12 protein-coding genes are annotated in these 14,775 nt (G+C 51.6%); 10 read left to right on the top strand and 2 right to left on the bottom strand.

Going from position 1 to position 14,775, the window contains the following annotated elements; all coding sequences use genetic code 11:
* Positions 1-3: 3 nt before the first annotated feature.
* Together JI741_RS24010 and JI741_RS24015 are read right to left on the bottom strand one after the other, a co-directional pair.
* Complete coding sequence (locus JI741_RS24010; protein WP_202013978.1) at positions 4-1,914, bottom strand: PAS domain-containing hybrid sensor histidine kinase/response regulator; 1,911 nt, start codon at positions 1,912-1,914, stop codon at positions 4-6.
* Positions 1,915-1,926: 12 nt separating this feature from the next.
* Positions 1,927-3,288, bottom strand: a complete 1,362-nt coding sequence (locus JI741_RS24015; protein WP_202013979.1) for a sigma-54-dependent transcriptional regulator — start codon at positions 3,286-3,288, stop codon at positions 1,927-1,929.
* Between the two features lie 238 nt (positions 3,289-3,526).
* Here JI741_RS24015 and JI741_RS24020 point away from each other — a divergent pair, with 238 nt between their 5' ends.
* The 10 genes from JI741_RS24020 (at position 3,527) to trmB (ending at position 14,727) form a co-directional block, all read left to right on the top strand.
* A complete protein-coding gene (locus JI741_RS24020) occupies positions 3,527-3,946 on the top strand; it encodes a hypothetical protein (protein WP_202013980.1) in 420 nt (139 codons plus the stop codon).
* Positions 3,947-4,023: 77 nt separating this feature from the next.
* Complete coding sequence (locus JI741_RS24025) at positions 4,024-4,587, top strand: rhomboid family intramembrane serine protease (protein WP_236676252.1); 564 nt, start codon at positions 4,024-4,026, stop codon at positions 4,585-4,587.
* A 4-nt stretch (positions 4,588-4,591) separates the two neighbouring features.
* A complete protein-coding gene (gene holA / locus JI741_RS24030) occupies positions 4,592-5,626 on the top strand; it encodes a DNA polymerase III subunit delta (protein ID WP_202013981.1) in 1,035 nt (344 codons plus the stop codon).
* A gap of 157 nt (positions 5,627-5,783) precedes the next feature.
* Entirely contained in the window at positions 5,784-8,819 is a 3,036-nt protein-coding gene (locus JI741_RS24035; RefSeq protein WP_202013982.1) for a tetratricopeptide repeat protein, read from the top strand.
* A 28-nt stretch (positions 8,820-8,847) separates the two neighbouring features.
* Complete coding sequence (locus JI741_RS24040; RefSeq protein WP_202013983.1) at positions 8,848-10,551, top strand: porin family protein; 1,704 nt, start codon at positions 8,848-8,850, stop codon at positions 10,549-10,551.
* 125 nt (positions 10,552-10,676) lie between these two features.
* Positions 10,677-11,453, top strand: a complete 777-nt coding sequence (locus tag JI741_RS24045; RefSeq protein ID WP_202013984.1) for a hypothetical protein — start codon at positions 10,677-10,679, stop codon at positions 11,451-11,453.
* A gap of 117 nt (positions 11,454-11,570) precedes the next feature.
* Positions 11,571-12,524, top strand: a complete 954-nt coding sequence (locus JI741_RS24050) for a hypothetical protein (RefSeq protein ID WP_202013985.1) — start codon at positions 11,571-11,573, stop codon at positions 12,522-12,524.
* A 7-nt stretch (positions 12,525-12,531) separates the two neighbouring features.
* A complete protein-coding gene (locus tag JI741_RS24055) occupies positions 12,532-12,738 on the top strand; it encodes a hypothetical protein (protein WP_202013986.1) in 207 nt (68 codons plus the stop codon).
* Between the two features lie 43 nt (positions 12,739-12,781).
* Complete coding sequence (locus tag JI741_RS24060; protein WP_202013987.1) at positions 12,782-14,077, top strand: bifunctional folylpolyglutamate synthase/dihydrofolate synthase; 1,296 nt, start codon at positions 12,782-12,784, stop codon at positions 14,075-14,077.
* On the top strand, positions 14,074-14,727 hold the full coding sequence (gene trmB, locus JI741_RS24065) for a tRNA (guanosine(46)-N7)-methyltransferase TrmB (RefSeq protein WP_202013988.1): 654 nt from the start codon (positions 14,074-14,076) through the stop codon (positions 14,725-14,727). Before JI741_RS24060 ends, trmB begins: the two co-directional genes overlap by 4 nt.
* Positions 14,728-14,775: the final 48 nt, after the last annotated feature.

Here is a 14,775-nt window from a genome sequence, read left to right on the forward strand (position 1 = left end):
GGTTTAAGGCAGCGCCTCTTTTGCCAGTTCCGGGAGGATAACATCGCATTGGCGGATAAAATCCGACACCACGCGCGGTATCTCATCGAGCTTGGTGAGCTGCTTGCTGTTCTCTTCGATGAAGAGAATGTTTGCGCGCAGGTTGTTCAGCCCCATGAGTGTGAACGACGGTTTGATTTGATGGGCCAGTCGCGCCAGCTTTTCCCAATCCGAATTTTCGATGGCAGTCTTCATGTCGGTAAGCACCGGTGGAATGGTTTGCGTAAAGGTCAACACCATTTCGCGGATAAACTCTTCGTTGTTTCCGGACACTGACCGGAGGTACTCGAGGTTGTAGGGTTTTGCTTTGGTACTCACTTTCTTTTTTGACTTTTGAATCGGCGTGATCTTCAGATCATTGAACAATTTCCGATACAGATCGTCAGGCGTGAACGGTTTGGGGAGGTAGTCGTTCATGCCGGCGGCAATACATTTTTCTACATCGGTTTTGGTGGCATTGGCCGTGAGGGCCAGCACGGGGATGTTGCACAGGGGAGCATCCATCATGCGGATGGCTTTCGTGGTTTCATAGCCATCCATCACAGGCATCTGGATGTCCATAAGCACCACATCGTATTCCTGGTTCTTTATTTTCTCAAGCGCCACCAATCCGTTTTCGGCGGTGTCGGTGAAGCATTGCCAGTTCTTCAGAATACTCTTGGCATAGAGGCGGTTGATATCGTTGTCTTCCACCAGCAGCACATAGAGTTGGGAGGCGTTCACTTCCTTCAACGCCTTTTCATTTTTGGGCGATGTGACCGAGAAACCGCTGGCCTTGCCCACGGCATACGGCACCAGCACAATGAACGCGGAGCCCACATGTTCTTTGCTCTTCACGGTGATGCTGCCGTTTTGCAATTCGACAAGTTGTTTCACAATGGTGAGGCCCAGTCCGGTGCCGCCATATTTGCGCGTCACGCTGGCGTCGGCCTGGCTAAAGCTTTCAAAGATGGTGTTCAGCTTTTCATCGGGAATGCCCACGCCAGTGTCGATCACTTCGAGGCGCACCCAGCACATGTTTTTCTGTTCGCGCTCCAGGCTGCAAATCACTTTAATCGAGCCATTGTGCGTGAACTTCACCGCGTTGCTGATGAGGTTTATGAGAATCTGGTTCAACCGCACCGGGTCGCCCAGCAAAATCCGGTTCAGCTTTTCGTCGATTTGGTATTCGAGCGAAATGCGTTTCTCGCGGGCCTGATAGGTGAAAGTGCTTAGCAGCGAGGGAACTATGTCGTTGAGGTTGAAGGCAATCTTCTCTAGCCGGAGTTTCCCCGACTCGATGGCGGCTAGGTCGAGGATGTCGTTGATGATCACCTTCAGGTTTTCGGCCGAGTGGCGAATGGCGTTCAGGTAGGTTTCGCGTTCTTCGGGGCTGGGGTTTTGTCCCAGCAGGTTGGCCATGCCGGCGATGCCGTTGATAGGTGTGCGGATTTCGTGGCTCATGTTGGCCAGAAACTGCTCTTTGGCTTTTTGCAGCCTCACCAATTCGGCTTCGTTTTCTTTTCGCTGCGTGATGTCGCGACAGTCGAGGATGAAGCCTGCCAGACCTTCTTTGTGTTTCAGGTTGATGGCGTTGAATTCCAGGTAGCGATAGGAGAGGTCCTTGCACAAAAACTGGAACTCCACGTTTTCGGTATAGGCCCGTTTCTGACTTTTCTTGAATTGCTCCTTCAGGTCTTCAACAGACGTGGGGAGCACATAGTCGAAGAAGTTTTTGCCGATGAGGCTCTTGGAGCGGTAGCCCAGGGTTTCGTGCACGGAAGCATTGTGGTAGCGTATCTTGCCGGTGAAATCAACAATAAAGATGATATCCGATCCGTCTTCCACCACGGCCTCATAGAAGGCCCCTTTGTTTACGTAGTTCTGAAGCTTCATGCCAATGGTTCCCTAGATGCCTGCTTCTTCCATTTCTTTCAGGTAGCGGTAGAGCGACGACTTGCCGATGTCGAGCTTGCGCGCCACTTCCAGCACATTGTTATCGTATTTGTTGAGGAAGTGCCGGATGATCCGATACATAAATTCCTGCATGGTCATTTCCTGATAGAGGAACGATTCCATCCGCGCGGTGCTGTTGAAGCTGATATCCTGCGGGCGTATCTCCTGGTCTTCGGCCATCACCGCCGAGAGTTCGATGATGGATTTTAGTTCGCGGATGTTTCCGGGGAAGGGATATTGTAACAGTTTCTCCTGGGCTTCGGTTGTTATTTTAAACTTGCGCATCTGGTTTTCCTGAGCAAACTGATCCAGGAAATGTTTAGCAACGAGCAACACGTCGTTGCCACGCTCGCGGAGCGGCGGCAATAGAATGGGAAGTCCGAGCAAGCGGTAGTATAAGTCCTCCCTAAAGCGTCCACCCTTAACCTCCTCAGCCAAATCTTTGTGTGTGGCGGCAATGATGCGTACGTCGAGTTTGATAACCTGGTTTCCGCCGATGCGGGTCACTTCGCGTTCTTGCAACACGCGCAGCAACTTGGCTTGCAGGTTCAGGTCCATTTCACCGATCTCGTCCAGAAAGATACTGCCACCTTCCGATTCTTCGAACTTGCCGATGCGCCGGGTCACGGCACCGGTGAAGGCGCCTTTCTCGTGACCAAACAGTTCGCTTTCAATAAGCTCGCGGGGTATGGCCGCGATGTTGACGGCGACAAACGGTTTATTTTTACGTTTGGAGTTATAGTGTATTGCCTTGGCAACTAGTTCTTTACCGGTTCCTGTTTCACCCGAAATGCTAACCGAAATATTGGTCTGCACAGCCTTTTCCAGCAGCGCGAACGTGCGGCGGATGGCCGGGCTGGTGCCGATGATGCTTTTCTCAAATTCGTATTTTTCGGAGATCTCTTTCTTGAGGTGGTCGATCTCCTTAATGAGAGAGGTTTTGTTTCGGGCGTTGTTGATGGAGTTGAGGAGCCGCTCTTTTGTTTCGTGATCCTTCGAAATGTAGTCGTAGGCTCCGGACTTGAGCAGTTCAACGGCCGTATGGATTTTCTCCTGGGCCGACACAATGATGACGTTGATGTTGGGGTCGTGGCTTCGGATCTGGCTCAGCACTTTTTCGCCGGGCATGTCGGGCAGGGAATAGTCGAGCGTGATGACGGCGGGGTTTCGGTACAAGTTGGCGAGACAATCTTTGCCCGTGGTGTAGTACTCCACCTCATAATCCGGGTTGAGGCCCAGAACATATTTTAGGAATTTGGTGTAGGCAGGGTCATCTTCAACAACAAAGATCTTAACAGGGTCTTTTTCGTACATGATTCACGGTCAGGTTAAATATTACATTCTCCGCTCATGGCTACTATCGGGTATGTTTCCTTGCCAGGCTTTCAAAAAAATACAAATCACTACAATATATGTCATTGGAGATAAAGAGGGGTAATTCGTGAAAAGAAAAATTTGGGAAAGTGCTTGATTTGGGAAATTTTGATTAGCTTTTATGGTAGGTGTAATGATAAAAGAATTCGCACGGTTATCGGAAACAGAGACGGAGCTTATGCTGAAAGCCCCGTTGTTGGTGTGCATTCTTATTGCCGGCGCAGATGGAGATATCGACCGTAAGGAGATAAAGGAAGCCATCAACGTGGCCCAGTCAAAGTCGAAAGGCAAGACGGCACTCACGGGATATTTCAGGGAAGTCTCTCAGGATTTTGAGGACAAGCTGAAGATTCTTGTGCAAAGCTACCCCTACGAATCAACCCAGCGTACCCCGTTGCTCACCCAGGAGCTAGGGCAAATCAACGCCGTGTGGAAGAAGATTGACCAGGCCTTCGCCATCCAACTCTATCAGATGATGAAAGAGCTGGCCGCCAAGGTGGCGTCGTCCTCGGGTGGGCTATGGGGCATGAAATCGGTGAACACCGAAGAGGCCCGGCTCATTCAGCTGACCATGATCAGCGACCCGGCTCAAAATTAATTTCCCCTTCCGGTTTCTTTTTTAGCGATCGTTTCGAAGCAATTTTCATCTTTGCACCCTTGTAGCGTGCATGTGATATGGCTTCAGAATCTTCGGTGTTTGGCAGTTCCGTTGTTCCGTTCAGGCTCGTTTTTCTGATGTGGGCGGCGTTCTATCTTGAGATCGTGATCGGCATTCCGTTACGGGAGTTCGGCATCGTGCCCCGGACCCTTCACGGGTTGGTGGGCATTTTTGTGGCGCCCCTGCTGCACGGCGACATCCTTCATCTCATTTCGAACACCATTCCGCTGCTCTTTCTGGGCGTGGTGCTATTCTTCTTTTATAATAAGATTGGCGGCGCCGTGTTTTTTCGCGCCTATTTCTGGACCAACGCCCTGGTTTGGTTGTTTGCCCGTCCCGCCAACCACATTGGCGCCAGCGGCGTGGTGTATTCCCTGGCGTTCTTCCTCATCTTCTTTGGCATATTCCGACGCGATTTCCTGTCGCTTTTCATATCGGTGGTGGTGATCATTCTCTACGGCAGCGTGTTCTATGGCGTGTTGCCCACCGACCCAAGGGTGTCGTGGGAGTCGCATTTTGCCGGAGCGTTGGTGGGAATCGGTTCTGCCATTACCTTTAGCAACAAAAAGACCGTAAGCTGAAACCATGGATGCAAGTGTAAAGAAGATATTGACAGACCTGAAAAGCAAGAAGTATGCACCTGTCTACTTTCTGCAAGGCGAAGAGACGTTCTACATCGACCTCATCTCAGACTATATTGAGAAGCATGTGCTGGCGGAATCGGAGCGGGGCTTTAACCAGGTGATTGTCTATGGCAAGGACGTGACCATGGCGACCATCCTAACCCATGCCCGCAGGTTCCCCATGATGGCCGAACGGCAGGTGGTGATCGTGAAGGAGGCGCAAGACATCCAGGACCTCAACAAAGACATCGGCGGCAAACTGCTGCTCGACTACCTCACCAAGCAAGTGCCCAGCACGGTGCTGGTGTTCTGTCACAAACACAAGTCGCTCGACAAGCGTCGTGAACTTGGCAAGAAGATCGACAAGCTGGCCGAGACCCTTACCACAAAAAAGATATACGAAAACCAGCTCCCGGAATTTGTTCTGGAATACACCAAAGACAAGAAGATCGCGATCGATGACCGGGCCGTGCAAAGCCTCTGCGAGTTTGTGGGCAACGATCTGCATCGCCTCGCCAACGAGATCGACAAGATCATTATATCGCTTCAGGCAGGGGAGGGCATCACCGCCGAACGCGTGATGAACCAGGTGGGTGTGAGCAAGGAGTACAATATTTTTGAATTGCAAAAAGCCATTCTTCACCGCGACACGTTGCTCGCCAATAAAATTGTGAACTACTTCGAAAGCAACTCGAAGAAGAATCCGATGATCCCCGTGGTGGCCTATCTCTATTCATTCTTCAGCAAGTTGCTCATTGCCACACAAGCTCCAGATAAGAGTGAGAAGGGACTAGCTAGTGAACTGAAAGTGAGTCCCTATGCTGTGCGTGATTATAGTTTGGCTTTACGTCAATATCCCCTTCAAAGCATCATCGACAACATTGCGTCACTGAAAGAAGCCGACTTGAAACTGAAAGGTGTGAACAACGGCTCGGCCGATGAAGGACAAATCTTCAGAGAGTTGGTGTGGCGACTCATGCACGTGATGAGCGCATAATTCAGGAACAAATTTGGACAATCACACCTTCGCGCATTACCTTTAAGTCCATGCAATTTGGGCAGCGGAATATTTTTTCAACTTATTTTTTTGGTTCTTTATTTGCAATAATTTTTTTGCAGCGCTGTTTTAGTCACACAACTCATACACCCGTGTAATGATCAGATCTATCATTCTTTCTTTTTTTGTCTGTGTTAGTATTGGCCTCTTCGCCCAGGATCAGCTCTCTCAAAACAAAGTCGAGAAGCTCTATCGCCGCGGCACCGAACTTGTTAGTCACTCCAACTTTGGAGCGGCCCGTCAGGTGTTCACCGAATTCCTGGCGCAAGCATCGCCCACCGATTCGCGCCGGAGCGAAGCGGAATATTATGTAGCCTTCAGCGCCCTCAGCCTCGGCAACAAAGACGGCGAGAAGCTCATCGACGACTTCATCGACCACAATCCCTCGAGCCCCAAAGCATCGACAGCGTATTACGATCTCGCCAACTTCTTTTATTCGGAGGGCAACTACATCAAGGCCGCATCCTATTTCAAGAAAGTGAACTTCCCGGCGCTCACGCTCGACCAGCAGAGCCAGGGACATTTCAAGTGGGGCTACAGCTACTTCAATCAGAAGAAGCTCGACGAAGCCCTGGAGCAATTCAACTTCGTGAAGCGTCTCAGCAATGCCTACACCCCGGCCTCTAACTATTATGCCGGCTACATCGAATACTCCAAAGGCAAATACGACGAAGCCCTGTTCGACCTGAAGAAGGCAGAGAGCAGCCCTTCCTACAGCGCCATCGTGCCCTACCTCATTGCCAACATCTATTATAAACAAGGTCGTTACGACACGGTGATCGAATATGTGAACACCCTCAAGGGACGGTCTGACCTGGCGAATGCCAACGAGATTGCCATGCTGGTGGCCGAAGCTCAATACTATAAGGGCGACTATAAGAAGGCGCTCGAAGCTTATGACAAGTATCTGGGCAACAACGCCAAAGCCGAAACGGGCATCTTGTTCCGTGCGGGCTATGCCAACTACGCCGCAGGCAACACCGCCAAAGGCATCGAGTACCTCGACAAAGCGGCGGCGGCAAAAGACACGGTGAGCTATTATGCTTCCTACTACCTTGGTATTCTGTATCTCAAGCAAGGCAATAAGCCCTATGCCTCCAACGCGTTCAACTATGCCCGCAAAAATCCAAAAGACCCCAAACTGGCCGAAGAGAGCGCGTTCCAATACGCCAAAGTATCTTACGACGCAGGCAAGCCCGACCTGGCGATTGACGAGTTCGAAAGATTTTTAAAGACCTACCCGTCCAGTACCCACACCGTAGAAGTGAAGGAGCTGCTGGCGCAGGGCTATGTGAACGGGAACAACTTCAACAAGGCCATTGAATATATCGACGCCTTGCCGTCGCGCAGCCCTTACATAAACCAGGCTTACCAGAAGGCTGCTTACCTCAAAGGATCGGAACTCTTCAACAAGGAAGAATATGAAGAGGCCGTGGTCTATTTCAAGAAGTCGCTCGAGTTTCCCAACGACCCCAACTATGTGGCGCTGGCCAGTTTCTGGAGCGGGGAGGCCTATTCGATCGGTAAGAAATATGAAGAGGCCGCTACCCACTACCTGCGCGTGGTGGGCTTAGGAGGATCGGTTGATCCTGAAATCCTTGTGAAGACACGCTACGGCCTTGGCTATGCTTACTTCAATTTGCAGACCTACGACAAGGCGTTGTTCAGCTTCAAAGAGTTTGTGAACAAAGGCAACAAGTCGACGCCGAACTATGCCGACGGTGTGATTCGCCTGGGTGATTGTTATTATGTGAGCCGTCAATACGACGAAGCGTTGGCCAACTATAACAAGGCCCGCACACTGGGCTCAACCGACAGCGACTATGTGTTGCTGCAGTCGGGGATGATAAACGGAATCCAGCGGAAGTACGGAGAAGCCCGAACCCAGCTAACAGAGCTGGTGCGTTCCTATCCCAAATCACAATATAAGGATGAAGCCATCTTTCAGCGCGCGCAGTTTGAGATTGAACAGGGCAACTATCAGCAGGCAGCCGATGCATTGTCGCAGCTTATCCGCGAAGGCGCAAACTCCCGTTTCCTGCCCTATGCCTACATGCGCCGTGGAGCATCCTATTTCAACCTGAAACAATACGACCGCACCATTTCGGATTACACGGCCGTGATCCAGAAATTTCCGGGTCATCCTGCTGCACAAGAAGTGTTGCTACCCTTGCAGGAGGTGCTCAGTATCGCCGGTCGCTCTTCGGAGTTTGAAAAATATATGACCGATGTGAAGAAGGCCAGCCCCGACAACAAGGGTTTCGAGAACATCGAGTTCGAGACGGCCAAGAATTTCTATTTCGATCAGCAATATCAAAAAACGGTGACCAGCTTCTCGGCCTACGTGGCAGCCTATCCGCTGAGTGCCAAGTTGCCGGAAGCGCGCTATTACATGGCGGAGTCCTACTATCGCCTGAAAGATTTCGACAAGGCCTTGCCGCTCTATCGCGAGCTGAGCAACGATGCCACATTCGCACAGGCCAACAAAACCGTGGCGCGTCTGGCAGAGATAGAATTCAAGCAGGGCAAATTTGAAAATGCCGTAACGGATTTTAAACGTGTGGAGCGTGTTGCTGCCAGCAAGAAAGATCAGTATAATGCCTGGTCGGGTCTGATGGAGTCGTTCTATGCCTTGGGCAAATACGACTCAGCCGATGTCTATGCGAAGACCATTTTGGAACGGGGCAACGTGAGCGCTGCGTCTCAAAATAAAGCGTCGCTCTATCTTGGAAAGACAGCGGTGGCCCGCGGCGACCTCGAAGGAGCTAAAGACGAATTCCTCAATACGCTCAACTCGGCACACGACGAGTATGGCGCGGAAGCCAAGTATTCGCTGGCCGAGATCTTCTATAAACAAAAGCAATACAAGCAGTGCTACGAAACGCTGGTGAGTCTGAACAACGACTTCGCGTCATATCCAGACTGGGTGGGCAAATCGTTCCTGTTGCTGGCCGACAACTTTGTGGCCATGGACGACCTCTTTCAGGCCAAGGCCACCCTGCAGTCGCTCATCGACAAATTTCCGTTGCAGAACGTGAAGGATGAAGCCAAGCGCAGGCTTAGCCAACTCGACCAAAAAGAAGCCGAGAGACAGAAACAGATTCAAGCCGACACGGTAGACAACAATCGTTAATCCATTTTTTGCGATGACAACACACAACATGCAAACACGCACAACCACTATAGCCTGGACAAAACGGATGACCACCCTTCTGGTGGCCATGCTCTTGTGCGGCACTACACTATACGCTCAACAGGGAGGCACCACGCCCAAGAAGGATTGGGAAAAGGAAGGGGAGATCGAAGACGTGGAGATCGAGATCATAAACAAGCGCGAGATCACCTTGCCCAAGGCCAACCGTAACTTCGAAAAGATTCCGCCACGTCCAGCCGAAACCATAAAGAACCCCATAACCTACGACTTCCGGTCGTTCAGCTTTCAGGCGCCGCCGATCAACCCACCGGTGAAACCGTTGAAGTTGAAGGCCGAAAATCCCACGGGCGTATATGGCGGCTATGTGAGAGCCGGCTTTGGAAATTACGTATCGCCGTTGTTGGAAGCATACTTCAACAGCCGCCGGGATAAGAATAAGCTGATTGGCGCGCACCTCTATCACAACAGTTCCGACAAAGGTCCTGTTGATGGACGCAACTCGGGCAGTGGCTCTACCGGTTTGTCGGTGTTCGGCAAGTCGTTCAGCAACAGCATTGCGTTGTCGGGCAATGCCGGGTTCGAAAACAGAACCACGCACTTCTATGGCTATGCCCCGGGAACGGAAGTAGATGCCGCGTCCATCAAACAATCGTATAATCTCTTCAAACTGGGTGGCGAAGTGTCGAACGCGAAGAACTCGGATTTTGCGTATAGCCTCGGCGCCGTGTTCAGCCACATGGCCGACAAGTATAAGGCCCGTGAGACGGAAGTCGATCTTAATTTCAAATCCTATTACAAACTCGATGAAGATTCGCGCATTGCCATCAAGGCCGACTACTTCATGATCAGCCGCAAGGATGCGTTGGTGGAAGCAAAGCCCCGCAGCCTGTTCCAGGTATCGCCCTCCTATGAATTTCTGCCCATCGAAGATCTGAAACTCAGCGTTGGCTTTGTGGCCGCCTTCGAGAACGACTCGATCGACAAGAAGAGCACGCACATCTATCCCGATGTGAAGGCAACCTATCCGCTTAGCCCCTCCGTAGACGCAGTGGCGTATATGACCGGCGGTATGGAGAAAGTATCCCTTCAATCATTGAGCAACGAAAACATCTGGCTGGGCCCCAACGTGCCCATCTTTCACACCAACAAGACGTTTGATTTTGGTGCGGGCATTCGCGCCAAAGTAGGCAACAAAGTGTCGGCACATGCCGGCCTGGGATTCACGACATTGAAGAACTGGTATTTCTTTGTGAACACGCCGACAGACGTTTCGAAGTTCACACCGGTGTATGACGTTAGTGCCACAAAGCGTACTAACTTTTATGCAGCCCTGAGCTATGCACAATCGGAGAAAGCGAAGTTCATGGTGCGTGGCGATTTCTATGGCTATTCCACCGGCAAGGTGACGAGCGCCTGGCACCGGCCAACCTACAAGCTCACGGCAAATGCATCGATCAACGTGTATGACAAAATTCTTTTCAACGCTGACCTTATTGCGCAAGGTGGAATGAAGGCACTCGACCCGGTGACGGACAAGTCGGTGAGCTTGAAGGGAGCGTTTGACCTGAACCTGAAGACCGAGTATTTGTTCTCGCAGAGCTTCTCGGCCTTCGTGCAGTTGAACAACATCACGTCGAGCAAGTATCCGTTGTATCTCAACTACCCGGTGCGCGGCTTCCAGGCCATGGCCGGTATCACGTGGAGTTTTTAAGCAGGCCTTGGGTGGAGCAGGGGTGACCGGAGGGGTGGAGCCAAAGGGGGTGACATTTGTATCGGTGAAATTTTAGCTTATTTTTGTATAATTACCCTGTTCCTTAACCATAACGCGCCCAGAACATGGCCAGAAGAAAGAGACCAAACGAAGAACAAGTACCTGAGAATCCCGATAATTCAGACGACACCTTTGGCTTGCCCGAGGTTGACTATGAACCCTTACGGCGCGACACGCCTCCTGAGCCAGAACCTGAACCCATCGCCGAAGCCCCGGTAGAGGAATCGGAACCCGCTGAAGTTGAGAACGAAGTTCCTGTTGAAGACCTGCAGGAGACCAACCAATTCCAGGAGTTCGATCACAAGCAGTTTTCGGAACCGGAAGAAGAGGAAGAGAAACCTGCCGTGTGGCCCAAAGTGCTTGGCATTTTGTTGCTGCTGCTCATTGTGGCAGGGGCAGGCTACTACTTCGGCATTGTGCTTCCCAAGCAGAAGGCCGCCGAAGAAAAGGAACGGAGAGAACTGCAGGCTATTCAGGAAGCCGAACGCAAGAAGGAAGCCGACCGACTGGCCGAGCAACAACGCCAGGAAGAGGAACGCAGAAAGGCAGAAGAAGCAAAAGCTTCGGCCACACCCGAACCCGGCACCATTGAAACACTGAGCGGACGCTCTGGAAAATATTATGTGGTGGTGGCCAGCTCTATCGACGGCGACCTGATCATGGACTTCGCGAAGAAACTCGCGGCAAAAGGAGTGGGATCTAAAATCATCCCTCCGTTTGGTAAAACGAAATTCCACCGCCTGGCAATAGCCGAAGGCGATACCTACGACAACGCACAAACCACAGCCGACGGCCTGAAAGGCGGCGACTATGGCGAGAAGGTGTGGGTCGTGAAATACTAAGAATCAAAAACCTCGATGATCAAACGGTCATCGGGGTTAATTTTTTAACCGGCTTCGTCAATAACAGAAGCCTGCTTTAAGGCGTTATAGAAGTATAGCATTTTTAGCCCAAGCCATATGAGTGCTCGACAAGAAGAAGACAAAAACAGAGTGGTAGCCTTTCTCCTCACGACAGGCCTGCAAGCGCTGTTGATTTTTTTGTCGTTCATCGTCATCGGCTGGCGCGCGCCCGATCCTCCATGGAGTGAGCTTGACCCAGGAGGTATTGAATTAAACTACGGAGTCGACAACCAGGGCAGCGGTGACGTGCAGCCCCTGGAGCCCATTGGCAACAATGGCGATCAGCCCGAAGAAACCGCTAAGCCTCAACCTGAGCCGGAAGAAACAAAGCCTGCCGAGCAACCCGCCGAAACGCGCGAAGAATCCAAACCTGTCGAAACCAAAGCGGTAGAAGAAAAGATATTGTCTTCGCAGGACGAAGAGAGTCCGGTGGCAGTGAAAGAGAACAAGAAGGAAACGAAGCCTGCCGAGAAGCCAAAGGAAAAGGTTGAAGAAAAGAAAGAAGTGAAGCCCGAGGTTAAACCCGCCGAGCCCGTGAAACCTAAGGTCGATTCTAAAGCAGTATACACCCCGCCAACCAACGCGCAGGCTAATGGCGACAAAACGGGAGCCAAGGAAGGCAAGCCCGGCAACCATGGCGACGACGACGGTGCCGTGGGCGACAAGGGGAACCCTAACGGATCGCTCGACGCTAAAGCCCTCTATGGATCTCCGGGGAGCGGCGGTGGCACCGGAGGCGGAACAGGCTCAAGCCTTGAACTGTCGGGCTGGATATGGGATAAGAAACCGGTCGTGAATGTTCCGCCCAACGAAACAGGCCGACTCGTATTTCAGATTGAAATAGACGAAGACGGCAACCTCACCAAAGTCACCCGTCTGGAAAGCACTGTCGGCGCCGAAGCCGAACGCATGTGCCGCAATGCTGTGCAGGAATTGTCCTTCACAAAGACCGGGGCAAACGTGGCCTCCAAATCGGTGGGTAAAGTGATCTTTGTGTTACGCGCCCGGTAAACGCCCCATGCAAGCCCGCTTTGTTGAATTCATACAGGACGTGCTCATCACCCTTCACCAGAACATACGCGACCTGAAAGAGCGGCGTGGCTTTGCCGATGCCGAAGAGCTAACACACATCGAAGCCAAGCTGCTGGCCTACCAGGAAATGTTATCCATACTACAGTCCAGTGCCGACGAATTCAACATTCCCCGCGACGAGCTGGGGTTTTGAAAAAACTGGCGCGGCATGAAGGCATCGCTTACCTTTGTGCCCCATGTTAACGGCCTACGAGGAAACACTCGACTTCCTATACAGCAATCTGCCCATGTTTCAACGTGTAGGGGCGGCGGCGTTAAAGCCCGATCTCACCAACACCCTGAAGCTTTGTGCCCTGCTGGGCAATCCCCAACACAAGTTCAAAAGCATACACGTGGCCGGCACCAACGGCAAGGGCAGCACCTCGCACATGCTGGCGTCCATATTTCAGTCGGCCGGATATAAAACAGGACTCTACACATCGCCCCACCTGAAAACATTCACCGAACGCATTCGCGTGAATGGAGAAGAAATTGATCGGGACTTTATTGTCGATTTTGTGAATCGGATGAAGCCCGCCATCGCCGATATGCAGCCATCGTTTTTTGAGATCACGGTGGCCATGGCGTTCGAATATTTTGTGTCGCGCCAGGTAGACATTGCCATTGTTGAAGTAGGACTTGGGGGCAGACTCGATGCTACCAATGTGATCGTGCCCGAGCTTTCGGTCATCACCAACATCGGCTGGGATCATAAGGATCTGTTGGGCGACACACTCGAAAAAATAGCGGGCGAAAAGGCGGGTATTATCAAGACTAATGTGCCGGTGATCGTCAGCGAAAGACAGCCGGGAATCGATACGGTTTTTCAGGAACGGGCAGATCAACTTCACACCACCATTCAGTTTGCGTCCGACGAGTTTGAGGTGAACCAGCACAACGTGAAGGGATGCGTGGCCTTGTCAATCACAAAAGGCAATCAGACCATATACTCCGACCTCGTCCTGCCTTTGCAGGGATATTATCAGCGAAAGAACATTGCCGGTGTCTTGAAGGCAGTCGAGCTGATGCGCGACCTCGGCTGGAAAATTGACGATAAACAACTTGACGATGGCCTGCAGCGGGTCACTACACAAACCGGTCTGAAAGGACGCTGGCAGATTTTAGAAACGAAGCCGTTCACGGTTTGCGACACGGGTCATAACGTGGACGGCATACGCGAGGTGGTGGCGCAGATCAAAGCCCAGCCATATCGCCGGCTTTTCATGATTGTGGGCATGGTGAAAGACAAAGACATTCGCGACGTGCTTCGGCTTTTGCCAAACGACGCGCGCTATTATTTTTGCCAGGCCAAAATTCCACGCGCCCTGGATGCGCAGGCACTGGCTGCATTGGCCAACGAAGCCGGACTCTCGGGTATTGTGATGCCCGACGTGAACGACGCGTTGGAGGCAGCACGAAAGGAAGCATCGGAAGACGATATGATCTTCGTAGGCGGGAGCACCTTTGTGGTGGCCGAAATTAAAGACTTATGAAACGAAAGCAGGAACGATTTAGAATCATTGAAGCGCGCGACAACGTGATTGAGCGCACCAAAGATATTTACGAAACGATCAAGGGAAACTGGCGTTCGACCTATTTCAAGAACAACAACCCTGTGACGGTGGAACTAGCCTGTGGCCGTGGAGAATATACCGTTAGCCTCGCCAAGCTGTTTCCCGAAAAGAACTTCATTGGCATCGACATCAAAGGTGAGCGCATCTGGAAAGGCAGCACGTTGGCAACAGAACAGAACCTGACCAACGTAGCATTCTTGCGCACACCGATTTTGTTGCTGGAAAACTTTTTCGAGCCGGGCGAGATAGATGAAGTCTGGATCACGTTTCCCGATCCCCGCCCGCGCAAGCGCGACATCAAACGAAGACTCACCAGCCCGCGCTACATAGAGATCTACAAGAAGCTTGTGAGGCCCGGCGCCTACATCCGGCTAAAAACCGACAACACCGGTCTGTACGAATATAGTCTCGAAGAAGCGCAACTGCGCACCGACATCAGCGACCTGCAATTCTCTGACGATGTGTATAATTCTGCTTTGAGGCCGGAGTGTTTCGACATCAAAACCCGCTACGAAGAACACTTTGCCGCCAAGGGAGAAAAGATAAAGTATATGCGCTATCACTTCTAGGATGCACAGAACGGCTTCATAGGTTTGTTGAGATGACAATGAGACCAT

The organism is Chryseolinea lacunae (assembly GCF_016735595.1).
GTDB lineage: Bacteria > Bacteroidota > Bacteroidia > Cytophagales > Cyclobacteriaceae > Chryseolinea > Chryseolinea lacunae.

Bases quoted from the DNA above. Each gene is read 5' to 3' on its own strand.
- JI741_RS24025 (WP_236676252.1), top strand. From the start codon at position 4,024: ATGGCTTCAGAATCTTCGGTGTTTGGCAGTTCCGTTGTTCCGTTCAGG.
- JI741_RS24055 (WP_202013986.1), top strand. From the start codon at position 12,532: ATGCAAGCCCGCTTTGTTGAATTCATACAGGACGTGCTCATCACCCTT.
- JI741_RS24035 (WP_202013982.1), top strand. From the start codon at position 5,784: ATGATCAGATCTATCATTCTTTCTTTTTTTGTCTGTGTTAGTATTGGC.
- JI741_RS24020 (WP_202013980.1), top strand. From the start codon at position 3,527: ATGCTGAAAGCCCCGTTGTTGGTGTGCATTCTTATTGCCGGCGCAGAT.
- trmB (WP_202013988.1), top strand. From the start codon at position 14,074: ATGAAACGAAAGCAGGAACGATTTAGAATCATTGAAGCGCGCGACAAC.
- holA (WP_202013981.1), top strand. From the start codon at position 4,592: ATGGATGCAAGTGTAAAGAAGATATTGACAGACCTGAAAAGCAAGAAG.
- JI741_RS24015 (WP_202013979.1), bottom strand. From the start codon at position 3,288: ATGTACGAAAAAGACCCTGTTAAGATCTTTGTTGTTGAAGATGACCCT.
- JI741_RS24040 (WP_202013983.1), top strand. From the start codon at position 8,848: ATGCAAACACGCACAACCACTATAGCCTGGACAAAACGGATGACCACC.
- JI741_RS24045 (WP_202013984.1), top strand. From the start codon at position 10,677: ATGGCCAGAAGAAAGAGACCAAACGAAGAACAAGTACCTGAGAATCCC.
- JI741_RS24060 (WP_202013987.1), top strand. From the start codon at position 12,782: ATGTTAACGGCCTACGAGGAAACACTCGACTTCCTATACAGCAATCTG.
- JI741_RS24050 (WP_202013985.1), top strand. From the start codon at position 11,571: ATGAGTGCTCGACAAGAAGAAGACAAAAACAGAGTGGTAGCCTTTCTC.
- JI741_RS24010 (WP_202013978.1), bottom strand. From the start codon at position 1,914: ATGAAGCTTCAGAACTACGTAAACAAAGGGGCCTTCTATGAGGCCGTG.